The sequence below is a fragment of the Morganella sp. Je.2.23 genome (assembly GCF_051129855.1).
Lineage (GTDB): Bacteria > Pseudomonadota > Gammaproteobacteria > Enterobacterales > Enterobacteriaceae > Morganella > Morganella sibonii.
On sequence record NZ_JBCPSQ010000001.1, the window covers coordinates 903,666 to 927,746 of the forward strand.

Annotated in this window: 23 protein-coding genes and 1 tRNA gene; 15 read left to right on the plus strand and 9 right to left on the minus strand. The window is 50.4% G+C overall.

Annotation, left to right across the window (positions count from 1 at the left end; all coding sequences use genetic code 11):
- Window positions 1-181: 181 nt before the first annotated feature.
- A tRNA-Ser gene (locus AAZR23_RS04350) sits at window positions 182-271 on the minus strand.
- Window positions 272-607: 336 nt separating this feature from the next.
- Here AAZR23_RS04350 and ghrA point away from each other — a divergent pair.
- Together ghrA and AAZR23_RS04360 are read left to right on the plus strand one after the other, a co-directional pair.
- Window positions 608-1,549 carry a glyoxylate/hydroxypyruvate reductase GhrA gene (gene ghrA, locus AAZR23_RS04355; protein ID WP_434690745.1) on the plus strand — a complete coding sequence of 314 codons (942 nt, stop codon included), beginning with the start codon at window positions 608-610 and terminating at the stop codon, window positions 1,547-1,549.
- Between the two features lie 63 nt (window positions 1,550-1,612).
- On the plus strand, window positions 1,613-2,173 hold the full coding sequence (locus AAZR23_RS04360; protein ID WP_166707696.1) for a TorD/DmsD family molecular chaperone: 561 nt from the start codon (window positions 1,613-1,615) through the stop codon (window positions 2,171-2,173).
- 62 nt (window positions 2,174-2,235) lie between these two features.
- Here AAZR23_RS04360 and AAZR23_RS04365 read toward each other — a convergent pair whose 3' ends face one another.
- The 3 genes from AAZR23_RS04365 to mdtH form a co-directional block, all read right to left on the minus strand.
- The gene (locus AAZR23_RS04365; RefSeq protein ID WP_166707697.1) at window positions 2,236-3,549 is read right to left on the minus strand and encodes a CitMHS family transporter; all 1,314 of its coding nucleotides are present in this window, start codon (window positions 3,547-3,549) and stop codon (window positions 2,236-2,238) included.
- Window positions 3,550-3,921: 372 nt separating this feature from the next.
- On the minus strand, window positions 3,922-4,479 hold the full coding sequence (locus AAZR23_RS04370) for a lipoprotein (RefSeq protein WP_046892226.1): 558 nt from the start codon (window positions 4,477-4,479) through the stop codon (window positions 3,922-3,924).
- 64 nt (window positions 4,480-4,543) lie between these two features.
- Window positions 4,544-5,743 (minus strand): multidrug efflux MFS transporter MdtH, encoded by a 1,200-nt coding sequence (gene mdtH, locus AAZR23_RS04375; RefSeq protein ID WP_052927473.1) that lies wholly within the window; start codon window positions 5,741-5,743, stop codon window positions 4,544-4,546.
- 167 nt (window positions 5,744-5,910) lie between these two features.
- On the opposite strand from mdtH, the gene rimJ reads away from it, so the two are divergent.
- The 3 genes from rimJ (at window position 5,911) to uhpC (ending at window position 9,963) form a co-directional block, all read left to right on the plus strand.
- Window positions 5,911-6,495, plus strand: a complete 585-nt coding sequence (gene rimJ, locus AAZR23_RS04380; protein ID WP_046892661.1) for a ribosomal protein S5-alanine N-acetyltransferase — start codon at window positions 5,911-5,913, stop codon at window positions 6,493-6,495.
- Between the two features lie 74 nt (window positions 6,496-6,569).
- On the plus strand, window positions 6,570-8,105 hold the full coding sequence (murJ, locus tag AAZR23_RS04385) for a murein biosynthesis integral membrane protein MurJ (RefSeq protein WP_218428204.1): 1,536 nt from the start codon (window positions 6,570-6,572) through the stop codon (window positions 8,103-8,105).
- Window positions 8,106-8,616: 511 nt separating this feature from the next.
- The gene (uhpC, locus tag AAZR23_RS04390; protein WP_166707700.1) at window positions 8,617-9,963 is read left to right on the plus strand and encodes an MFS transporter family glucose-6-phosphate receptor UhpC; all 1,347 of its coding nucleotides are present in this window, start codon (window positions 8,617-8,619) and stop codon (window positions 9,961-9,963) included.
- A gap of 63 nt (window positions 9,964-10,026) precedes the next feature.
- On the opposite strand, the gene AAZR23_RS04395 is transcribed toward uhpC, so the two are convergent.
- Window positions 10,027-10,719, minus strand: a complete 693-nt coding sequence (locus tag AAZR23_RS04395; RefSeq protein WP_434690752.1) for a hypothetical protein — start codon at window positions 10,717-10,719, stop codon at window positions 10,027-10,029.
- 166 nt (window positions 10,720-10,885) lie between these two features.
- Here AAZR23_RS04395 and AAZR23_RS04400 point away from each other — a divergent pair, with 166 nt between their 5' ends.
- A complete protein-coding gene (locus AAZR23_RS04400) occupies window positions 10,886-11,761 on the plus strand; it encodes a leucine-rich repeat domain-containing protein (protein WP_434690755.1) in 876 nt (291 codons plus the stop codon).
- 73 nt (window positions 11,762-11,834) lie between these two features.
- On the opposite strand, the gene argS is transcribed toward AAZR23_RS04400, so the two are convergent.
- Window positions 11,835-13,565: an arginine--tRNA ligase gene (argS, locus tag AAZR23_RS04405; protein WP_317418881.1), complete on the minus strand. Its 1,731-nt coding sequence runs from the start codon at window positions 13,563-13,565 to the stop codon at window positions 11,835-11,837.
- Between the two features lie 168 nt (window positions 13,566-13,733).
- Between argS and AAZR23_RS04410 the strand changes: the two genes are divergently transcribed.
- Both AAZR23_RS04410 and cutC read left to right on the plus strand, forming a co-directional pair.
- Window positions 13,734-14,288 carry a VOC family protein gene (locus AAZR23_RS04410; protein WP_434690758.1) on the plus strand — a complete coding sequence of 185 codons (555 nt, stop codon included), beginning with the start codon at window positions 13,734-13,736 and terminating at the stop codon, window positions 14,286-14,288.
- Window positions 14,289-14,449: 161 nt separating this feature from the next.
- Window positions 14,450-15,202, plus strand: coding sequence for a copper homeostasis protein CutC (gene cutC, locus AAZR23_RS04415; protein ID WP_434690761.1), 753 nt, complete (start codon window positions 14,450-14,452; stop codon window positions 15,200-15,202).
- Between the two features lie 55 nt (window positions 15,203-15,257).
- Here the strand turns inward: cutC and cmoB are convergent, their stop codons facing one another.
- The 3 genes from cmoB to AAZR23_RS04430 form a co-directional block, all read right to left on the minus strand.
- The gene (gene cmoB / locus AAZR23_RS04420; protein WP_264997444.1) at window positions 15,258-16,232 is read right to left on the minus strand and encodes a tRNA 5-methoxyuridine(34)/uridine 5-oxyacetic acid(34) synthase CmoB; all 975 of its coding nucleotides are present in this window, start codon (window positions 16,230-16,232) and stop codon (window positions 15,258-15,260) included.
- Window positions 16,225-16,989, minus strand: coding sequence for a carboxy-S-adenosyl-L-methionine synthase CmoA (gene cmoA / locus AAZR23_RS04425; RefSeq protein WP_052927496.1), 765 nt, complete (start codon window positions 16,987-16,989; stop codon window positions 16,225-16,227). The genes cmoB and cmoA overlap by 8 nt, the downstream gene beginning before the upstream one ends.
- Before the next feature lie 83 nt (window positions 16,990-17,072).
- Window positions 17,073-17,471: an MAPEG family protein gene (locus tag AAZR23_RS04430; protein WP_046892218.1), complete on the minus strand. Its 399-nt coding sequence runs from the start codon at window positions 17,469-17,471 to the stop codon at window positions 17,073-17,075.
- A gap of 257 nt (window positions 17,472-17,728) precedes the next feature.
- Between AAZR23_RS04430 and aspS the strand changes: the two genes are divergently transcribed.
- The 7 genes from aspS (at window position 17,729) to AAZR23_RS04465 (ending at window position 24,073) form a co-directional block, all read left to right on the plus strand.
- Entirely contained in the window at window positions 17,729-19,498 is a 1,770-nt protein-coding gene (aspS, locus tag AAZR23_RS04435; RefSeq protein ID WP_166707707.1) for an aspartate--tRNA ligase, read from the plus strand.
- A 5-nt stretch (window positions 19,499-19,503) separates the two neighbouring features.
- Entirely contained in the window at window positions 19,504-19,956 is a 453-nt protein-coding gene (gene nudB / locus AAZR23_RS04440; RefSeq protein ID WP_434690766.1) for a dihydroneopterin triphosphate diphosphatase, read from the plus strand.
- A gap of 51 nt (window positions 19,957-20,007) precedes the next feature.
- Window positions 20,008-20,751 (plus strand): YebC/PmpR family DNA-binding transcriptional regulator, encoded by a 744-nt coding sequence (locus AAZR23_RS04445; protein WP_046892215.1) that lies wholly within the window; start codon window positions 20,008-20,010, stop codon window positions 20,749-20,751.
- 89 nt (window positions 20,752-20,840) lie between these two features.
- Window positions 20,841-21,365, plus strand: coding sequence for a crossover junction endodeoxyribonuclease RuvC (gene ruvC, locus AAZR23_RS04450; RefSeq protein WP_434690770.1), 525 nt, complete (start codon window positions 20,841-20,843; stop codon window positions 21,363-21,365).
- 99 nt (window positions 21,366-21,464) lie between these two features.
- Window positions 21,465-22,079, plus strand: a complete 615-nt coding sequence (gene ruvA, locus AAZR23_RS04455) for a Holliday junction branch migration protein RuvA (RefSeq protein ID WP_046892214.1) — start codon at window positions 21,465-21,467, stop codon at window positions 22,077-22,079.
- Window positions 22,080-22,116: 37 nt separating this feature from the next.
- A complete protein-coding gene (gene ruvB, locus AAZR23_RS04460; RefSeq protein WP_434690773.1) occupies window positions 22,117-23,127 on the plus strand; it encodes a Holliday junction branch migration DNA helicase RuvB in 1,011 nt (336 codons plus the stop codon).
- 211 nt (window positions 23,128-23,338) lie between these two features.
- Window positions 23,339-24,073, plus strand: coding sequence for a glutamine amidotransferase-related protein (locus AAZR23_RS04465; RefSeq protein WP_434690776.1), 735 nt, complete (start codon window positions 23,339-23,341; stop codon window positions 24,071-24,073).
- Window positions 24,074-24,081 lie beyond the last annotated feature (8 nt).

Below are 24,081 nucleotides of genomic sequence, written 5' to 3' on the forward strand. Positions count from 1 at the left end.
GCTGAGATACATCAAATGACGTTGTATACAATAGCGGATATTAAAATAAAATCAAAAATATGAAGAAGTTAAGGTGTAATAAAACAGGATATTCTGTCATTGACAGGGAATGCAGTATAAAAAAAGAAAAGGCAGAAACGAAAAAAGCCTGCTGATTGCTCAGCAGGCTCTTCTCTTAATATGGCGGTGAGAGAGGGATTCGAACCCTCGATGCACTTTCGCGCATACACACTTTCCAGGCGTGCTCCTTCAGCCACTCGGACATCTCACCGGGGTACTGTTCGTTGCGTTGATATCTCGCTGCAACGGGGCGCTACTATAGGGGAAGCGGTGTAACCCGTCAATACACTCTGTGAAAAAAAATGTGTTTTTTCGTTCGTTTAATTAAAAAAACAGCATATTGGTGATTAACATAGCGGTTTCAGTAAAAATACAGTACGGGCCGTATAAAAAGCGACCGGCAAATTTTTTTCAGCAGTAAATCATCTGCCGGAAAATTATGCAGGTCAGTTAACAATAACAACATTTTAACGAGGTGAAAATCTCTCCGGGGCTTGAATTCTTTCCGTAATCCTATCAGGCTGGTAAAAAAACAGAGGAGCGCCGCATGAATATTATTTTCTACCATCCTTTTTTTGACTCAGAGCTGTGGATCAACGGCATGAAAAAACACCTGCCGCAGGCCGATATCCGTAAATGGGTGCCGGGTGATAACCTACCGGCGGATTATGCGCTGGTGTGGTTACCACCGCGTGAGTGCCTGGCGGGGCGGACGACGATGAAAGGTGTCTTTGCACTGGGTGCCGGCGTGGATGCCATTCTGAAGCAGGAGCAGGCGAACCCAGGCACACTGCCTGCCGGGGTGCCGGTGATCCGCCTTGAAGATACCGGGATGGGGGCGCAGATGCAGGAGTACGCAGTTGCCAAAGCGCTGTGGTATTTCCGCAAAATGGATATTTATAAACGTCAGCAGGAGCAGCGTATCTGGAAAGCGCAACCGGCGTTTACGTTTGATGAGTTTGAAATCGGAGTGCTGGGAACCGGCGTTCTCGGCCGTTCAGTAGCGGAAAAACTCGCGGAGTTCGGATTTAAAGTCCATGGCTGGAGCCGGACACCGAAACAGCTCCCGGGCGTAACCGGTTTCCACGGCAACGATCAGCTGGATGAATTCTTAAGTCACAGCCGTCTGCTGATCAACCTGCTGCCGGATACACCGCAGACGCGCGGTATCCTCAATCAGTCACTGTTCAGTAAGCTGCCGCAGAGTTCTTACCTGATTAACCTGGCGCGCGGTTCCCATCTGGTGGATAACGATCTGCTCGAAGCGATTGATGACGGGCAGATTGCCGGTGCCAGCCTGGACGTCTTCGCCACCGAGCCGCTGCCGGAAATGCACCCGTTCTGGACACATCCGAGAGTGGATGTCACACCGCATATTGCCGCATTCACTATTCCGTCAGAGGCAATGAAAGCCATTGTCACCAATATTGAGCGGATTGAGCGGGGCGAAGCACCGCACGGTGTGGTAAATATGGAGCTGGGGTATTAATTCTTTACAGCGATAAGGACAATCCGGACAATAGCGGCAACTCAGTTAATAAGGATTTGAAGTATGAATGAATTTTCGCTGGTCTGCCGCCTGCTCGGAACCCTGTTTAACCGCGTGCCGGCTGATCCTGTGCTGGCACCGGTTCTGACGATGATTAAACAAGGGCAGTTGAAAGCTCACTGGCCGCTGGAACAGGATGCACTGCTGACCAGACTGGCTGAGCATTGTGATACTGCTGAACTGACGGCGGATTATCAGCAGTTATTTACTGACGGGGCGGTGGCTCAGCACCGGTCAGAGTATACCGGTGAACCGGAGAGTGAGGTGCGTCAGTTTCTCAGTGAACGCGGTATGCCGCTGACAGACGCCGTAACAGACAGTTTCGGTTCTCTGCTGCTGGCGGCGTCCTGGCTGGAAGATCAGGCACAGGAAGATGAAGTCAGCGCCCAGACAGCGTTGTTTGCGGATTATCTGCTGCCGTGGAGTGATGCATTCCTCGGGAAAGTTGAATCTCATGCACAACACGGGTTTTACCGCACGCTGGCGATCCTGACCCGCGAAGCATTGTCAGCATTGTATGAAGAATTGACTGAAGACGAAGAAGACGAAGAAAATAATGACTGATATGTGACGTTGTCACGTGTTATTCCCGGCCCGGTCAGATGACCGGGCTTTTTGTATCAGGCTCAGAACAACCCCAGAAACCAGCCTGCTGCCAGCGTGACAAAGCTGAACAGCCAGATCCAGAAGAAGGAGTAACGCAGATGGCGTCCCATATCCACACCGGCGATCCCCACTGCCAGCCAGACCGCAGGTGAAAACGGGCTGACAAACGTACCGGCGTTATTACCGATGGCCATGGCATACACCACATCCGCCGGCGGGATACCTGCGGAAGCCACCACATCACGGACAATCGGCAGCAGCGCAAAATAATAGGCGTCGGTACTGGTAAATATATCCAGCGGCACGCCAATCATCCCGATAATGATATGAAATTCAGAAGCCAGATGTTCCGGAATAATCAGCAGCAGGTCTTTGGCGACAGATTCCAGCATACCGCCTTTATCCATAATTCCCAGAAATACCCCGGCAGAAAGAATAATTGCCGCCATAGATAATGCCTGCGGGGCATGATGGTTAATCGCCGCAACCTGGTCCTTTGGTTTCGGGTAATTGATGATAAGAGCGGCAGAAAGCGCCAGCATAAAAATATAGGGAGCGGCCAGCCACCCCAGTGCCAGACTGAGGATCGCCAGCAGGATCAGCAACATATTGATAAGGAACCGTTGTGGTTTTTCAGTACCCTGTTCGTTATCAGCCTCATCATACAGTTCAAGAAGAGAATCCTGTTCATACGGCGTGGTGCCGTATTGTGCTGCACGGGCGATACGGTGTTTTTCCCGCAGGCCGAACAGGGCGGCAACCAGCACCGATGCGGTAATACCGATGATTTGCACCGGGATCAGCGGCTGCCACAGAGCAGAGGCGGAAATACCGGTCACGGCTGATGCCCGGCCGAGCGGTCCGCCCCACGGCACCATATTCATGACCCCCATACTCATACACATCAGTAACAGCATCAGATACGGGCTCATACCCAGCCGCCGGTAGATGGGCAAAAATGCCGGAATGATAATCAGAAAAGTAGCCGCGCCGGAGCCGTCAAGATGAACAACGGCCGCCACCAGGGCCGTCACCATAGCCACAATGACCACACTTCCCCGTGTCAGCCCGATCATCAGGCGGATAAACGGATTGAAAATATGCAGATCTTTCATAATGCTGAAAAACAGAATGGCAAACAGAAACATTACCGCGACATTCGCGACTTTTTTGATGCCGTAATCAAAAAATGCGGTAATGTCAGTCAGGGAATAGCCCGCCAGCAGGGCACCAAACAGGGGAATAACAGACATGGCAATAACAGGGCTGGTTTTTCCTGTCATCAGCAAAATAACAATCGTTACGATGATCAGCAGTCCAATCAGTGTCAGCATCAGATGATCCTTATCCGGAAATGATTATTTTCTGATGTTACTGAAATGAAGAAGCATGATGTTAAAAATGTTTATGAATTGTGAAATATATCATCAAAAAAGGAGGTGGCAGATTCAGAAAAAAGCGGTCAATCACAAATTAATTTTATCTGCGACAGCAGATAAAACAGCATTTCATTCTTATTTTCGGGGAGAGTATTGCGGAAGTGTCAGAATCAGATGACCCGGTATTTTTTCGTATGCTTTGAATTTTCGTCACATTCTTTTGCAGAACAGGAAAATAATACCGTTCCCGGCGGGATAGTTAAGGAACGGTATCATAATTTAGTGAATTAATAATTTACGGGCACAATTAAAAATTTTTATCAAAGGTTATTCCGTTAACGGGATAACTATCCGGCCCGGACGGATTTCAATGCCTTTGGCAAACTTTTTCGCCGCCGCTTCGGCAGTATTATCTGCGTTCAGCACATAGACGGGGGTAATATTGAAAAAGGTGCTCAGTGTATGATTGAGGTAGGGGATCAGCGCGGAAATCAGGGTATCCCATTTATCCGGGTCCAGTGTGTAATTGGTGATTTCAATATCACGCATATAAATTGCCCCCCCGGCGGCATCAAAATACGGTGCGGCACTGAGGGTCATTGAAATGGTAAAATCACGCGAACCGAACAGTGACACCAGCTTCAGCGAGCCGATTGCGGTCAGTTTGACTTTACCCGGCTCTTCCCGGCCAATCTCGGTGAGCAGTTTTTCCAGGGTAAAATCCGCATCTGCCACACCGTCCATACCAATCTGTTTGTTCAGCCGGATATTTTCAGCCACTGCACTGTTTATCGTCTCTTCACTGACACTGATTTCAGTTAACTTATCGCAGCCCGTTAAAACGGTTGCTGCGACCAGTGCCGCGGTAAAAAGGAATAATCTCATCAGTATCTCCTGTTGTATACCACCCGATACTAACCTGTGCTGCGGCAAATCCAAAATATCCGGATCAATTTAATACGGCCGGGCTTATCTTCTTCGGGTTAAACTGGCGGTAGAGTGCAGTCAGTGTAATCAGACCGATTGTACCGAGTAAAAACCAGGGAAGTTCAGGTAATTGCATTTCTTTACCCAAGTCATACAGCCAGCCGCCGCCGGTATAGCCGATGGCACCGCCGAATGCCAGCCCGAGACGGCTGAAGCCCATGTAACTGCCGCGTGCACGCGGATCAGCCAGTGAAGCACTGAGTGTCTCCCGTGCCGGTTCGGCGATCACCGATCCTAAATAGAACAAACAGATAATCGCAAACAATACATGCAGTGAATGTGTCAGTGCGACCGGGAACATGCTCAGGCTCATCAGGAATAACCCGGCCATCAGACGGGTTTCCAGCCGGAAACGTTTTTCACTCCAGCGTGCCAGCGGATAGAGGAGCGTCAGTGATAAGGCGGCCTCAATGGCATACATCCATTTCACCGCTGCCGGGGTGCCCGCCAGTTCGTTGACAATAATCGGGAACATCAGCATCACCTGCACGGAGAGAATAAAGTAGCCGGTCAGTGTCAGCACATAGCGGGAGAAGCGTTTATCGCGCAGTACACGGGTCAGACCCTCTCTGACCGGCGTGCGGGTGGTGGAGATGCGGTAAGCGGGCAGTAACCAGGCGTTACACAGTGCGGTAATGATAAAAATTGCCGCGCCCACCCAGCAGACCAGATGAAAATCATAGATAAGCAGCCAGCTGCCGAGCAGAGCCCCGATCACCGCACCGGCACTGTCCTGCATCAGCAGCAGGGAGTAAAACCGTCCGCGTTCATACGGACGGGTCAGTTTGATCACCAGCGCGGTGCGCGGCGGGTCAAACAGTGTACCGCCGATGGCGGAAAGGACACAGGACAGCCAGAGTATCCACGGCTCATCGGCCATGGCCATCAGCGCGAAGCCGCCGGCACGGAGAAACATACCGATGACGATCATCGGTTTGGCACCGAAACGGTCAGCAATGGCACCGCCGAAAATTCCCAGCCCCTGCTGGACAAACTGACGCAGCCCCAGTGCAAACCCGACCACAATCCCCGCCCAGCCGAGTTGCTCAACAAAGCGGATGGAGATCAGCGGGAAGACCACAAAGAAGCCGAGAACAACCAGCAGGTTATCCACCAGCAACCAGTACTTACCCAGTGTCCGGGCTTGTCTGACAAGTGACATTCAGCACCACATTAAATATTGAAAGGAATAGAAAAAAGGGAGATGATTACACTTTCTATTCTCTGCTTATTCCGCCCGTGATGACAGAGAATTCAGGATGATATTTTTTTATCGACGGAACGTGGTTAAGCACACCTTGATTACGGCCTTCTGAGAGAGGAATTATGTTGTTCGGCTATCGCGCGAATACGCCGCAGCTTCGTTTTAACACGGACAGAATGGTGGTTCGTCTGGCTCATGAGCGGGACGCGTACCGCATCAGTGAATATTACTGTGATAATGAAGAATTTCTGAAGCCATGGGAGCCTCTGCGCGACCGCAGCCATTATCATCCTTCCGGCTGGTCGTCACGCTTACAGCTGATGACAGATATGCACCGGCAGGGTACTGCATTTCATTTTCTGCTGCTGGATAAAGCGGAAAATGAGGTCATGGGCGTGGCGAACTACAGTAATGTTATCCGCGGCGTATTTCATGCCTGTTTTCTCGGCTATTCGCTGGGGGAAAAATGGCAGGGACAGCATTATATGCAGGAAGCGCTGGAACCGACCCTCCGCTATATGCAGCGCCAGCAGGGCATGCACCGGATTATGGCAAACTATATGCCCCATAATCAGCGCAGCGGGCAGCTCCTCGCCCGGCTCGGGTTTGAAAAAGAGGGCTATGCAAAGGAGTATCTGATGATTAACGGCCGGTGGCGCGACCATGTTCTGACCGCTCTGACCACTCCTGACTGGGTTAAGCCACGATAACGGCGGGTTTTTCTGTTCCGCCCGCGTTATCGTGATACTATTTCCGCCTTTGTTATCTGACCAGCACATTCAGCATGAATTTATTGAAATCTCTCGCCGCCGTCAGCTCAATGACGATGTTTTCGCGCGTACTCGGCTTTATCCGCGATGCCATTATCGCCCGGATTTTCGGGGCATCGATGGCCGCCGATGCCTTCTTTGTCGCCTTTAAACTGCCGAATCTGCTGCGGCGGATTTTTGCCGAAGGGGCATTCTCCCAGGCTTTCGTGCCGATTTTATCCGAATATAAAACCCAGCAGGGTGATGAAGCCACCCGTACCTTTATTGCCTATGTCTCCGGGATGCTGACACTGTTCCTGGCCGTGGTCACGGTACTCGGGATACTCGCCGCGCCGTGGATTATCTATGTTACCGCCCCCGGGTTTACCGGTGATCAGGATAAATTCACGCTGACCACCAATCTGCTGAAAGTCACTTTCCCGTATATCTTTCTGATCTCCATTGCCTCACTGGCGGGGGGCGTACTCAATACCTGGAACCGTTTTTCGGTACCGGCGTTTGCCCCGACGCTGCTGAACGTCAGTATGATCGGGTTCGCGCTGTTTGCCGCGCCGTACTTTAATCCGCCGATTATGGCGCTGGCGTGGGCGGTACTGGCCGGCGGGGTATTGCAGATTGCCTACCAGCTTCCGCACCTGAAAAAAATCGGTATGCTGGTGCTGCCGAGAGTTTCTTTCCGTAACAGCGGGGTCTGGCGGGTGATGAAACTGATGGGGCCGGCGATCCTCGGCGTCTCGGTCAGTCAGATTTCACTGATTATCAACACGATTTTTGCCTCATTTCTGGTGTCCGGTTCAGTTTCCTGGATGTATTACGCCGACCGTCTGATGGAACTGCCGTCCGGTGTGCTCGGGGTGGCACTGGGTACGATCCTGCTGCCGTCACTGGCGAAAAGCTTCTCCAAAGGCGACACCACCGAATACCGCAAACTGATGGACTGGGGGTTGCGTCTCTGCTTTCTGCTCGCTCTGCCGTGTGCGGTGGCGCTGGCCATTCTGGCGGAAGCGCTGACTGTCAGTCTGTTCCAGTACAAAAATTTCACCGCATTTGATGCCCTGATGACACAGCAGGCGCTGATGGCTTACTGCGTCGGCCTGATGGGGATGATTGTGATTAAAGTGCTGGCACCGGGGTTCTACTCCCGCCAGAACATCAAGACGCCGGTTAAAATCGCGATTGCCACGCTGATCCTGACACAGCTGATGAACCTGGCGTTTATCGGACCGTTTAAACACGCCGGTCTGGCACTGTCGATTGGTATTGCGGCCTGTTTCAACGCCTCGCTGCTTTACTGGCAGCTGCGTAAGCAAAACATTTTCACTCCGTTACCGGGCTGGGGAAAATTCTTCCTCAAACTGGTGATTGCGATGCTGTTTATGGCTGCGGTACTGGTCGGTATGATGTATCTGATGCCGGAATGGTCACAAGGCAATATGCTGATGCGGATGCTGCGCCTGATGGGCGTGGTGATAGCTGGTGCCGGTGCGTATTTTGCAGCACTATACGCGCTGGGTTTCCGCTTGCGGGACTTTGCACAGCGCAGCTTATAAGCCGTTTTTATCTCATTCCGACGGGGCTGATAACAGCCCCGTTTTTGTATTTCCCGCCTGAATAATTAACATATTAATGTTATTAATCTTCTGATTTTAGATTATGCTTTTGTATCTTGCTGATTATCATTGCAAAAAATATATTTAGTTTCATGGCTTTATCGATTCAGCTCAAAAATCAGATTGTGTCCCGTAAAATATCAGTTAATGCATCATCAGATGTAACAGCGGCAGATAAAAATAATATCAATAATGAAATAATAATATCATTATCTGATATGTGTCATAAGTGACACAAAATAACAGGAAATCATATTTCACTGTACAGAATCATAATTAAGGCTGATTACCGTGTTTACCGTATAACTTGAATATCGTCACGTCTTTCGCTTCCCGCCTGTAATAAAACAGTACGCTCTGTTGAGAAACAGTGAGTTATTTACTGATAACAACTCATGATAATGACATATAAAAACTAATCACTACTGATAATTGCAGTACGGAGAACGTAATGGCTATATTTTCTGAATCGCCGGATAAACCGGTTACCATGAGTAAAAATGAAATCGACAAAACATACCGTTACTGGCGTTTGCATCTGATGATCGTCAGTTATATCGGTTATGCGGTTTTTTATTTCACCAGAAAGAGTTTTAACTTTGTCATGCCGGAAATGCTGTCTGATCTGGGAATAACCAAAGCAGATATCGGGATGGTGGGAACGGCCTTCTATTTAACTTACGGGGCATCCAAATTTCTTTCCGGTATTATCGGTGACCGTTCAAATCCGCGCTGGTTTATGGGATTAGGTCTTATCATGACCGGTGTGGTGAATATTTTATTTGGCTTAACATCCTCTATTCCGGTATTTATTGCCTTATGGATGGTGAATGCGTTCTTTCAGGGCTGGGGCTGGCCGCCATGTTCTAAAATACTGAATACCTGGTATTCCCGTAATGAACGGGGTTTCTGGTGGTCAATCTGGAATACATCCCATAATATCGGTGGTGCTATTATTCCGATTTTATCCGGAAGTGTGGCGCTGTGGCTGGGCTGGCGTTACGGAATGATTATTCCGGGGGTGATCGCGATTGTTGTCGGCCTGCTGCTTTGCTTCTTATTGCGTGACCGTCCGCGCTCAATGGGACTGCCGACTGTCGGTGAATGGCGTAACGACCGGGTGGAAATTGCCCATGAAGAGCAGGGACTTGGTTTATCACGCTGGACTATCCTCAAAGAATATATTTTTAAAAATAAGATCATCTGGGTACTGGCGCTTTCATATGCGGTAATTTATGTCATCCGTACCGGGATTAATGACTGGGGTAACTTATACCTGATTGAAACGCATCATTATGATTTGCTGACCGCAAATGCCACGGTAATGATGTTTGAAATCGGCGGTTTCTTTGGTGCGATTGTCGCCGGCTGGGGATCGGATTTATTATTTAAGGGTAACCGTTCACAGATGAACGTGATTTATACCCTGGGTATTATCATCTCAGCAGTATGTTTATGGGCTGTTCCGATCGACAGTAAATATGTGTTCTCCGCGTTGTTCTTCATGACCGGTTTCTTTATTTTCGGGCCGCAGTTCCTGATTGCGATGGCTGCCGCAGAAAACTCACACAAATATGCGTCCGGCGCATCAACCGGATTTGTCAGCTTATTTGCCTATATCGGGGCATCTGCTGCCGGTTATCCGCTGTCCAAAGTGATTGAGGGGTATCAGTGGAACGGATTCTACGGGTTGTTACTGATATTGTCTGTGGTGCTTGTGGTACTGCTGTTTATTGCTATGCAACTGCAATCAGCAAAAGCAAAGAAATTGCAGAAAAACAGTATAATCACAAAGTAACAAACTGATAATATAGTGTACGGAGCCTGATGATAAATCATCAGGCTTTTTTATGTCCGGAAATCAGCTGTATTTCTGTGTGCGGATAATCTCTCCGCTGTCACGGAATAACCGGTATGCTTCACCGTCGTTAAGTTGTGATAATATCACCGGAGACTGTGTTGTCAGGTAAAATACAGTTTGCGGAAATGTCGCCTGCAGTAATGGGATGCAGTGCTCATGCCACAGAATATTCAGATGACGTTCCGGCATAGCGATAAATACGAGACCGTTAATTTCTTCCGGTTTTTCACTTTTACTGAATTTGCTGTAACTGCTGATAATACGCCGGATTAATACCACCATCGAGAAAAGTCCCTGAGCGGCAGTATTTAACCCTTTATCTGCTATGGCAGCAGCAACATCATCAACCGGCGGGTCGAGAAACACGACCGGATGGTCATGAACAAACGGCCGGAAACGTTCAGCAATATCACCGGCGGGAATAATATAGTTATCCGTCCTCAGTTCCCGTACAACCGGGGTGTATTCTGTGCAATTCCTGAATATCAGGTGAATATCATCGGTCTGCTGCCGGTAAATAACGCTGCTGGCGAAGTAACGCAGCTGGAACAGTGCGGTTAACAGCCCGTAGTTATCTGAATCATTATCACCTGTAAAACCATATACAGTTTTACCCGCTGCGGTAATTATTTCTGTATTCCCGGCATTCCCGGCCATTTTCACATCAGAAAAACAGATTTTATTATCTGCCATAATCCCTCCTGTTATTTATCAGGGGAGCATAGCATTCTCTATTTCACAGCAGGGATATCAAAATGGCATAACCGTACCTGCCGGAAAGAATATAAGACAGAGTGACTGACAACAGTGTTATTATGACAAAAATACTGATTGTTACTGCTGACGCCGGAGTTTTATTATGCTGCACCAACACACTGTTTCTGATGCTGAACTTAACCTGGATAACGGCGGTTATACTTCAATTGATATGTTTATCACACCGCCGTATGCCCGGAAGGTTATCAGTGCGTATAACAATCAGCTTACGGAATATCCGGCAGCGCTGCGCCACTGTATTTCATTGCAGGTACTGAACCTCTCCTGTAATCAGCTGGCTGTCATTCCGGCGGATATTGCACAACTGTCCGCCTGTGAAATGCTGGATCTGGGACATAATTGTATCGCGAATGTTCCGCCGGAAATCGGTGAACTGCATCAGCTGCAATATCTCTATCTCAGTGAAAACGGGTACAGCAGATTGCCGTCATCATTTTCCGGACTGAAAAATCTGCGTTATTTTAATGCAACGGATAATCATCTGACGGCAATACCGGAATGGTTTTCTGACATGGAGAAAATGGAAGAAATCCGGCTCTATAATAATCAGATCACGGCATTATCTGCGGCGGTCAGCGGACTGAAAAACACCCGTGAAATGCACCTGATGAATAATCAGATAACCGAAATTCCGGATGAAATCGCTGCTGTGACAGCGCTGGAAATTCTTGATCTGAATAATAACCGGGTGACATGTATTTCACCGGAAATAAGCCGGTTACAGCAACTGACTACGCTGAACCTGCGTTTTAATGCACTGAAAAAACTACCGGAAAATACCGGGGAATTATCATCCCTGTTATATCTGGATCTGCGGGCTAATCAGCTGAGTGCATTACCGGACAGCCTGGCAGAACTTACACAGCTGCGTAAACTGGATCTGCGCTGGAATTGTTTTTCAGCTGTTCCGCCGGTGGCAGAAAAATTACAGGCGGCAGGGTGCCGGGTCTTGTTGTAACAGATTCAGAAGACAATAAAAAAGGAACCGGATGGTTCCTTTTTTGCAGAAATAATAACAGGGAATGCCGGAATTACATTTTTTCGACAGTACCGATACCCAGAGTATCCAGACCGGCTTTCAGGGTTTTCTGTGTCAGCAGCGCCAGTTTCAGGCGGCTCTGACGCAGCTCTTCGCTTTCTGCCGCCAGAATCGGGCAGTGCTCGTAGAAACCGGAGAACAGACCTGCCAGATCATACAGGTAGCTGCACATCATATGCGGCAGGCCTTCACGGGCAACGGCAGTAATAGTTTCCTCAAACTGTAACAGACGTGCCGCCAGCTGGCGCTCACGGTCGTCAGTCAGGATGATTGGCTGTGTCAGACTGTCTGCATCAATATCCGCGCGTTTGAAGACGGATGCCACACGGGTATACGCATACTGCATATACGGTGCGGTGTTACCTTCAAAGGCCAGCATGTTGTCCCAGTCGAAGATATAGTCGGTGGTACGGCTTTTTGACAGATCAGCGTATTTTACCGCGCCGATACCGACCACTTCCGCCAGCTGTTTCAGCTCATCTTCCGGCATGTCACTGTTTTTCCCGCGGATCAGTTTTTCTGCGCGCTCAACAGCTTCATCCAGCAGATCAGACAGGCGGATAGTACCGCCGGCGCGTGTTTTAAACGGTTTGCCGTCTTTGCCGAGCATCATACCGAACATGTGGTGTTCCAGTGTCATGCTCTCAGGGATATAACCGGCTTTGCGGACGATGGTCCACGCCTGCATCAGATGCTGGTGCTGGCGGGAGTCAATGTAATAGAGAACGCGGTCGGCATGCAGTACATCATGGCGGTATTTCGCACAGGCAATATCAGTGGTGGTGTAGAGATATCCGCCATCTTTCTTGCGGATAATCACCCCCATCGGTTCACCTTCTTTATTTTTGAATTCGTCGAGATAAACGACAATCGCGCCTTCACTCTCTTCAGCGATACCGCGGTTCATCAGGTCACTGACGATGCCCGGCAGCATGTCGTTATACAGGCTTTCACCCATGACGTCGTCTTCAGTCAGGGTGACATTCAGGCGGTTATAGGTTTCCTGGTTCTGCTGCATGGTGATATCCACCAGCTTACGCCACATGGTACGGCAGTATTCATCACCGCCCTGCAATTTGACGACATAACCGCGTGCACGCTCAGCAAACACTTCGTCTTCGTCGTAATGCTTTTTCGCTTCGCGGTAAAATGCTTCCAGGTCAGCCAGTGCCATATCGCCGGCATCTTCATTCTGCATTTTTTCGAGGTATGCGATAAGCATGCCGAACTGTGTGCCCCAGTCACCGACATGGTTACAGCGGATCACTTTATGACCCAGATATTCCTGGGTACGTGCTGCCGCATCACCGATGATGGTGGAGCGCAGGTGGCCGACGTGCATCTGTTTGGCTACGTTCGGGGCAGAGTAGTCAATGGCAATCGTCATTGGTTTAACCGGGGTAAGACCCAGTTTATCGTCAGCCAGTGCGGTTTCCAGCTGAGCGGTCAGCCAGGCCGGAGACAGAAAAATATTGATAAATCCGGGACCGGCAATTTCGGTTTTGTCTGCAATTCCGTCGAGATCAAGCAGTTCAATTACTTTCTCAGCGAGCTGTCGGGGCGGCATGCCCATTTTTTTCGCAGCAGCCATCACACCATTGGCCTGGTAGTCACCAAACTGTGCTTTGGCGGACTGCTTAACGATAGCATCACAATCAAGTGGTGCACCTGCGCTGATAAGAGCCTGCTGGATCTTATCTGAAAGAATTGCCTGAATATTCACCGGGTTACCTTAATTTAAAGAACAAAATGACACCCCGGAAACAGCAGCGGAGGAGCGGGCTCATCCGGGCGGGGTGTTGTCGTGAAATTTGGCTGGTTTTATACCACAAAAACAGGGTCTCATGCTACTATCAGCGCCTTTGCGGATGAATTCTCACAGGGGATCATAATGAAAAACAGAATACAGACAGCATCCCTTGCCGGTCTGACAGCAGAACTGCCGGTGTTTGCCGGAAAGATACAGCAGTTTGCGGATGATTTGCAGCTTGACCTCACGCAGTATCAGGCCGACCATATCTCGCTGCGGGCTCATGATACGGCACTGGCAGAGCAATGGCTGGCCGGGTTCCGCGAATGCGGTACGGTGTTATCTGATAATCAGATTAACGGTCGTCCGATCTACCTGTTTTTGCTGCATGAGCCGCTGACACTGCTGCACTGGCAAATTCCGGTGGTGGAACTGCCGTTCCCGAAAGGCAAACAGTACGCACATCAGGGATGGGAACATATCGAACTGGTGCTGCCGGGCGACCCGCAGACACTGACAGAGCGCGCTGCCGCACTCCTGCCGTCGCCGTTACCGGCGGGGGTAACCACAAAGGCCAGCCATCCGCGGGGAGAGTATGAAAGGCTGCCGAATCCGACACTGGCGGTCAGTCGTGACACTGTAACAATTAAATTCCACCCGTTTACGTTACAGGAAATTGTTGAAAGTGAGCGGTAACCTGCAATTCTGACATTTCTCTGTACTAATCATCCGGATATTTTGCATCTTGTGATATTTAACAATTCATTAATCTAAATTACATGTAATAGTGTATCTCAGGATGACTGAATCGTTTACGAGATATATTTACCTGCGAAATTAAGTGATGAGGCTAATCAATGGCGAAACTGGAAATTTGTTGTTACAGCGTGGAATGTGCCCTCACTGCGGAAAAAGCCGGCGCTGACCGGATTGAATTGTGTGCCGCGCCGTCAGAGGGCGGGCTGACCCCCAGCTGGGGCATGCTGAAACAGACTATCGACCGGCTGCGGATACCGGTTCACCCGATCCTCCGTCCGCGCAGTGGTGATTTTTGCTATACGGCCTCCGAATTTGCGGTGATGAAAAATGATATCGCCAAGATCCGCGACCTGGGATTTCCCGGGGTGGTCACCGGTATTCTGGATGAGGACGGGCATGTTGATCTGCCGCGGATGAAGATGCTGTGCAAACTGTCAGGCGATATGGCGGTCACTTTCCACAGAGCCTTTGATATGTGTGCCAACCCTATGCTGGCATTGCAGCAACTGACCGATCTGGGTGTGAGCCGTATTCTGACATCCGGCCAGCAACTGAGTGCGGAACTGGGGCTGACACTGCTCAAAGAGTTACAGGAGGCCAGTCAGAGGCCGGTGATTATGGCCGGTGCCGGTGTGCGGCTGGCAAATGTCCAGAAGTTCCTTGATATCGGTATTCAGGAAGTACACAGCTCGGCCTCAAAAACCAAACAGTCGACGATGCGCTACCGCAAAGTCGGGGTGGCGATGGGCAGTGACAGTGAAGCCGATGAATTTACCCACACCTGTGTGGACGGGGAAACGGTTGAGGCAATGAAAGGCGTATTGGATCTGCACAGTATGGTGGTGCACTGATATGATGGTCAGTACATCCGTATCAAAACTGATACGGATGTATCTGTATGCAGGGTTATGGTTTTTCGGCAATCAGAACCGCACGCCGCGGTGCCGGATAGCCTTCAACGGTCAGTGACGGGTCGTCCGGATTGAGGAAATCCGCGAGCGATTCGTTGATCATCCACTCTGTGCGGCGCTGTTCATCAGTAGTGGTGACAGACTCATCCACGATTCGGATATTGGTGAAACCGCATTTTTCCAGCCAGACTGCCAGCATTTTTGCGGACGGGATAAAGTAGACGTTACTCATCTGCGCGTAGCGCTCGCCCGGGATCAGACACTGATGTTCATCACCTTCAACAACGATACTTTCCAGCACCAGTTCACCGCCGGAAACCAGCTGATCTTTCAGCTGCCAGAGGTGGTCGAGCGGGGAGCGGCGGTGATAAAGCACCCCCATGGAGAACACGGTATCAAAGGCCTGAAGTGCCGGCAGTTCCTGAATCCCCAGCGGCAGCAGATGGACGCGCTGATCATTGCCGAGCAGCTTGCGCACCGCCTCAAACTGGCAGAGGAAAAGCTGAGTCGGGTCTATACCGACCACCAGTTCCGCGCCTTCACCGGCCATGCGCCACATGTGATAACCACTGCCGCAACCGACATCGAGAATAGTACGTCCGGCCAGCGGGGACAAATGCGGCAGAACGCGATCCCACTTCAGATCCGAACGCCATTCGGTATCAATCTCCACGCCGTAAAGTGAGAACGGACCTTTGCGCCACGGCATCAGGTTGCGCAGAATATTGGTGATACGGCGGGTTTCCCCGTCAGTCAGCGGCTGCGTGCGCTGAGCGGTGACACCGGTTTTCAGATCCAGAGTATCCGGCGTCATGTCCGGCAGATTTTCAATGGTTTTTACCCAGCCCGGATAATAGCCGTGCAGGGACTCTTTATTCCATTTTGCTATCTGCGCGGGCAGCGTTTCCAGCCAGTGACTCAGACGCTCATTTTTTGCAATTAACTGATAAAAATTGCCGAAATCAATCATGATTATTCTCTTTTACCGCCAGCAGCGACCCGAAGTTAAAGCACTGGAACCAAACTTCGCAATGCTCAAAACCGGCGGATTTCAGCCGTGCTTTGTGGGTTTCCACACTGTCAGTCAGCATCACATCTTCCAGCATGGTGCGCTTCTGGCTGATTTCCAGTTCGCTGTAACCGTTGGCGCGTTTGAAATCGTGGTGCATGCTGAACAGCAAATCACCGATCTGCGCATCTTCAAAACTGAATTTTTCCGATAACACCAGTACGCCGCCCGGCAGCAATCCCTGATAGATTTTTTTCAGCAGAGCAGTGCGGTCATCCGGCGCCAGAAATTGCAGGGTAAAATTAAGTACCACCATTGAGGCATTCTCAATCGCAATATGGCGGATATCACCCTCAGTGACTTCCACAGGGACAGGGGATTTATAACTTTCCACATGACGGCGCGCGTGTTCCACCATCGGTGCGGAATTATCCACGGCGATAATCCGGCAGCCGGGTTTATCCGCAATATTCGGACGGATAGAAAGCGTGGCGGCGGCACGGGAACAGCCGAGGTCATAAACCTGACTGCCCGGCGTGACAAAACGACCGGCCAGCATGCCAATCATGGCAATGATATTGGAATAGCCCGGAATTGAGCGTTTGATCATATCGGGAAAAACATCCGCGACTTTCTCATCAAACGTCCAGTCACCAAGGCGGGCAATGGGTGCCGCAAACAGAGTATCCTGCTGCGGATTCGGAATTTCTTTGGACATAACACAGATCTGCAATACAAAAAGATGCGCGCATTCTAACAGAGGTGACCCGGCGCAGAAAGTGTTATGTCCCGCGTGTGTGGTTACATGTACGGCGAAAAAATCTGCTGCCACGGCAGATACCAGATATTCGCTATCACCATCAGGATCATGGATATAAAGGTTGCCGCCATTCCGGTCCGCCGCCAGCGGTTCTCGCGGTGTTTTAATCCGTAAGAGTGAAAAAGACGGCCGGCAATCAGAATGATCCCGCAGATATGCACCATCCACACCAGGGCGCCGTTCTGCTCCATTACCAGTAAGAGCAGGAGTGCAACGGGGATATACTCAACCGCATTGCCCTGCACACGGATAGCCGTCTGTAATTCGTAAAATCCGCCGTCACCATAGGCAACGCGGTAAAGTGTCCGCAGTTTAATCACATCGAGTGATAGTTTAATGATTAACAGCGCACCCAGTACAATATAAAGGGAACTAACCATTTTTTACTCCATGGCCAATTGAAACAGCAAAATAATGATAAACCTCAAAGCAGCGGGTAACACAATCTTTAATATTAATGCATACTGAATTATTTGAAAATTATCAATTAGTGTCTAAATTCTCTGTGGCAGATGTGCGGTTTGCTCTTATCTCATCAGGAATTTTCCACTATAATGATCGCCTTTTTGACATTTCTTCATAAAGAACCATGCCAAAATTTTGCAGAAACGCACAATAGCGGACAAAAGGATATCGTATGCGTACTAATTATTGTGGGCAGCTCAACAGTGCTCACATCGATCAAAAAGTAACCCTTAGTGGTTGGGTAAACCGTCGTCGTGATCTCGGGGGTTTGATTTTTATCGATATGCGTGACCGTGAAGGCATCGTTCAGGTTTTCTTCGATCCCGATCAAAAAGAAGCATTTGCCAAAGCGTCTGAATTACGGAATGAATTCTGTATTCAGATTACCGGAATTGTCCGCGCGCGACCTGAAAATCAAATTAATAAAGAGATGGCGACCGGCAGTGTGGAAGTGCATGCAGATGGCCTGACTATTTTTAACCGCTCTGAGCCGTTACCGCTCGACAGCAACCATGAAAATACCGAAGAGATGCGTCTGAAGTACCGCTATCTCGACCTGCGCCGCAGCGAAATGGCGAACCGCCTGAAAACCCGTGCACGCATCACCGGTTTTGTCCGCCGCTTCATGGACAGCGAAGGGTTCCTCGATATCGAAACCCCGATGCTGACCAAAGCCACGCCGGAAGGTGCCCGTGACTACCTGGTACCGAGCCGTGTGCACAAAGGCAAATTCTACGCGCTGCCGCAGTCTCCGCAACTGTTCAAACAGCTTCTGATGATGTCCGGTTTTGACCGTTATTATCAGATCGTAAAATGTTTCCGTGATGAAGATTTACGTGCTGACCGTCAGCCGGAATTCACTCAGATCGATGTGGAAACCTCTTTCATGACCGCTGATCAGGTTCGTGCAACGATGGAACGCATGATCCGCTTACTGTGGAATGAAATCATCAATGTTGAACTGGGCGATTTCCCGGTGATGACATTCGCGGAAGCGATGCGCCGCTTTGGTTCTGATAAGCCGGATTTACGTAACCCGCTGGAACTGACTGATATCGCCGACCTGGTGAAAAATTCTGAATTCTCGGTATTTGCTGACGCGGCAAATGATCCGAAAGGCCGTGTTGCGGCACTGTGTGTCACCGGCGGCGCGGAAATGACCCGCAAACAGATTGATGAATACGGTAAATTTGTCGGTATCTACGGCGCGAAAGGTTTGGCGTGGATGAAAGTGAACGATCGCTCTGCCGGTATTGAGGGTGTTCAGTCTCCGGTCGCCAAATTCCTGACTGCAGAGACCGTTGAAGCCATTCTGGAGCGCACAGACGCACAGACCGGCGACATCATTTTCTTCGGCGCAGGCGCGAAAGGCACCGTAACCGATGCAATGGGCGCACTGCGTCTGAAAACCGGCCGTGATCTGAACCTGACCGACCTGAACAGCTGGCGTCCGCTGTGGGTGATAGACTTCCCGATGTTTGAGGATGACGGTGAAGGCGGTCTGACCGCGATGCACCATCCGTTCACCTCACCGCGTGACATGTCACCGGAAGAGCTGAAAAATGCACCGGAAGAGGCGATCGCTAACGCCTATGATATGGTTATCAACGGTTATGAAGTGGGCGGCGGCTCTGTCCGTATCCACCGTAACGAAATGCAGCAGACGGTCTTCGGTATTCTGGGGATCACCCCGGAAGAACAGCGCCGCAAATTCGGCTTCCTGCTCGATGCCTTACAATACGGCACACCACCGCACGCGGGTCTGGCCTTTGGTCTTGACCGTCTGGTGATGCTGCTGACCGGTACCGAAAACATCCGTGATGTTATCGCGTTCCCGAAAACCACGGCTGCTGCCTGTCTGATGACAGATGCACCGAGCTTCGCGAATGACGATGCCCTGAAAGAACTGGCGATTGCAGTGACTCAGAAAGAGAGTGACTGAATCTGATGGCTTTTAAGCGCCCTGAATCTGTGCTGGTGGTTATCTGTGAGCAGGAAACGGGGTGTGTTCTGATGTTACAGCGCCGTGACGATCCTGCTTTCTGGCAGTCCGTCACCGGCAGTCTGGAACCGGAAGAGACTCCCCGCGATGCGGCACTGCGGGAAGTAAAAGAAGAAACCGGTATTGATATTCTTGCGGAAGGGCTGCGGCTGACGGATTGTCAGCGTACCGTCCGCTATACCATTTTTCCGCATTTCCGTCACCGGTATGCACCGGACGTGACGCACAATACGGAACACTGGTTTGTGTTATGCTTACCCGCGCCGAGAGCGGTTCCCTTAACGGAGCATCTGGCGTATGAATGGTTACCGGCAGCGGATGCCGCCGGTAAAACCATCTCGCCCAGTAACGGGGAAGCAATTGAAGAATTCGTTCGTCAGTGTGTTCTTCCGCAGTGACAGCGGATTTAAATGAATGAACGTCGTAAGACTTAATCTGGAGATTAGAGAATGGCAGGTCATAGTAAATGGGCCAACACCAAACACCGCAAGGCCGCGCAAGATGCGAAGCGCGGTAAAATTTTCACGAAAATCATTCGTGAATTAGTCACGGCGTCGCGCATTGGTGGTCCTGATCCTGCATCTAACCCACGTCTGCGTGCGGCAGTGGATAAAGCGTTAGCAAATAACATGACCCGCGATACCCTGAACCGTGCGATTGCACGCGGGGCGGGTAATGATGAAAACGATAACATGGAATCCATCGTATACGAAGGTTACGGCCCGGGCGGTACTGCTGTCATGGTGGAATGCCTGACCGATAACCGTAAACGTACGGTTTCTGATGTCCGCCACGCGTTCACCAAAACCGGCGGGAACCTGGGAACAGACGGTTCTGTGGCTTATCTGTTTACCCGCAAAGGTATTATTTCCTATGCACCGGGTCTGGATGAAGATGCGGTAATGGATGCGGCGCTGGAAGCCGGTGCTGATGACGTTGAAACCTTTGATGACGGCGCTATCGATGTTTACACTGCCTGGGAAATTCTGGGTGATGTGAAAGACGCGATGGACGCAGCCGGTTTCAAAGCGGAATCTGCCGAAGTATCGATGATCCCGTCCACCAAAGCGGATCTGGATGCGGAAACCGCACCAAAACTGATGCGCCTTATCGATATGCTGGAAGACTCTGACGATGTGCAGGAAGTCTACCACAACGGCGATATCTCAGACGAAGTTGCAGCGCTGCTGTAATTTCCGTCACTCACTCCGCAGAGGATGCGCCGTTGTGCGCATCCCTCTGTTTTCTTTATTTTTTCCTGTTGTGACAATACGGTCCTCCTATGGCAATTATTCTCGGTATTGACCCCGGATCGCGGGTAACCGGTTATGGTGTTATCCGCCAGCAGGGACGCCGTCTGATTTATATCGGCAGCGGTTGTATCCGCACACAGGTGGATGATCTCCCGTCCCGGCTGGGCAAAATATATGCCGGTGTCAGTGAAATAATCACACAGTATCAGCCGGATTGTTTTGCCATCGAGCAGGTCTTTATGGCCAAAAATGCCGATTCCGCCCTGAAACTGGGACAGGCCCGCGGTGTGGCTATCCTTGCGGCGGTGAATAATAATCTGCCGGTATTCGAGTACGCGGCGCGCCAGGTGAAACAAACCGTCACCGGCACCGGTGCGGCGGAAAAAGCACAGGTGCAGCATATGGTGCGCTCGATACTGAAACTGTCAGCGGCACCGCAGGCGGACGCAGCAGATGCGCTGGCGATTGCTATCACACACTGTCATTTCAACCAAAACCTGGTGCAGATGGGACAACCCCGTCTGGTCATGGCGCGCGGACGGCTCAAAGAGTAACCGCTGTCGCAGATACCCGTGATTTTCTGATGGCTGGATATACGTCCAGCTTTTTTTATGCTATAAACAGGCTCTGCCGGAATCATAAAGGAGACGCGCGTGATCGGTCGTTTAAGAGGTATTGTGCTGGAAAAACAGCCGCCTGTCGTATTACTGGAAACCAACGGCGTGGGTTATGAAGTCCATATGCCGATGACCTGTTTCTATGAACTGCCGGATGCCGGTCAGGAAGCCATTTTATTCACACAGTTTATTGTGCGGGAAGATGCACAACTGCTGTACGGCTTTAATGATAAGCAGGAACGCGCCCTGTTCCGTGAATTAATCAAAGTAAACGGCGTCGGCCCGAAACTGGCACTGGCCATTCTCTCCGGTATGTCAGCACAGCAGTTTGTGGCGGCGATCGAGCAGGGCGCAGTGGCGCAGTTAATTAAACTGCCGGGCGTCGGTAAGAAAACGGCCGAGCGTCTGGTCGTGGAAATGAAAGACCGCTTCAAAGGGCTTAACGGTGACCTGTTCCGTGATGCGGAAATGTCGCTCCCGGCCAGTCAGCAGGCAGGTAACAGTCAGGCGGATGCCGAGTCTGAGGCCATCGAGGCACTGATTTCTCTGGGGTACAAACCGCCGGAAGCCAGCCGGATGATTGCGAAGGTGTCGAAAGCCGGTTCAGACAGCGAAACGCTGATCCGCGAAGCACTGCGCGCCGCACTGTAACGATACATACGATGATGACACAACGGGGTGACAGGTCATGATTGAAGCTGACAGACTGATTACGGCGGAAACACTGCCGGATGATGAGGTGGTGGATCGCGCTATCCGGCCAAAATTACTGGCGGAATATGTGGGTCAGCCGCAGGTCTGTTCACAGATGGAAATTTTTATCGAGGCCGCCCGGCAGCGCGGGGATGCACTCGATCATCTGCTGATTTTCGGCCCGCCGGGGCTCGGAAAGACCACGCTGGCGAATATTGTCGCCAATGAAATGGGCGTCAATCTGCGTACCACCTCCGGGCCGGTACTGGAAAAAGCCGGTGATCTGGCGGCGATGCTGACCAACCTCGAACCCCATGATGTCTTATTTATCGATGAAATCCACCGCCTGTCCCCGGTGGTGGAGGAAATTCTTTATCCTGCGATGGAAGATTACCAGCTGGATATTATGATCGGAGAAGGGCCTGCCGCCCGCTCCATTAAAATCGATCTGCCGCCGTTTACCCTGATAGGTGCAACCACCCGCGCCGGTTCACTGACATCACCGCTGCGTGACCGTTTCGGTATTGTGCAGCGTCTGGAGTTTTATAACCCCGATGATTTGCAGCATATTGTCAGCCGCAGTGCCCGCTATATGGGGCTGGATATCTCGGATGACGGTGCCCGCCAGATTGCCATGCGTTCCCGCGGCACACCGCGTATCACCAACCGTCTGCTGCGCCGGGTGCGTGATTTTGCTCAGGTGAAAGGTGACGGCGGTATTGACGGGCTGATTGCCGGTCAGGCGCTGGATATGCTGAATGTGGATTCAGCCGGATTTGATTATCTGGATCGCAAATTACTGGTCACTATTATCGATAAATTTATGGGTGGCCCGGTCGGACTGGATAATCTGGCTGCGGCTATTGGTGAAGAGCGGGAAACGATTGAAGATGTGATCGAGCCTTTCTTAATCCAGCAGGGCTTTATTCAGCGAACACCGCGCGGACGGCTTGCCACCGTACATGCTTATCGTCATTTCGGCATTGAACATAACGGAAATGATTAATAATCCGGCCGGTTTATTCCGGCCGTAATTTTCTCCGGTAAACATAATATGCTTATCATTTTGCCAAGTGATAATTAAATGGCTTTTTTGGGGAATAATCCGGGATGATTTCCCTGTAATTGGTTGTTTTTCGACATTTAAAAATTGGTATGCATTGCCTTAACCCTGTAATGTACAAGGATGATTTCGTTAAAGGGAAAAGGAACCGACTATGCGCGTTCATTTTATTATTCATGACTATTTTGAAGCACCGGGCGCCTATGAATATTGGGCAAGGAAGAACAATTACGACGTCACATTCACCCGTCTGTATGAAGGTGATAAATTACCGGACAGTATCGGCGGAATTGATTTTCTGATTGTAATGGGCGGCCCGCAAAATCCGGAAACCACCACTGCGGAATGTCCTTATTTTGATTCCAAAAAAGAGCAGGCATTTATCGCCAATGCTATCAATTCAAATAAAGTGGTTATCGGGGTCTGCCTCGGGGCTCAGCTTATCGGTGAGGCATTAGGCGCGCCGTATACACAGAGCCCGGAGAAAGAATTCGGCAAGTTCACTATTCATATGACCAATGCAGGAAAACGCAGCCAGCTGTTTTCTCATTTCGGCGATTTTCTGGGTGTGGGGCACTGGCATTACGATATGCCGGGGTTAACTGGCGATGCGCAGATTATGGCTTTCAGCGCCGGTTGTCCGCGTCAGATTATTGAATATACCAAACGCGTTTACGGCTTCCAGTGCCATATGGAACTGACCCGTGATGTGGCCGAATACCTTATCCTTAACGGGGAAGATGATCTGAAATCTGCCTCCGGATTCCGTTTTGTCGATACACCAAGTGCAATCCGCCGTCACAGCTACAGTGAAATGAATGAAAAACTCATCACGTTTCTCGATAAGCTGGTACTGAGTGTGAATCCGGTGAAACCGAAAGTCCGGTAACATCAGAA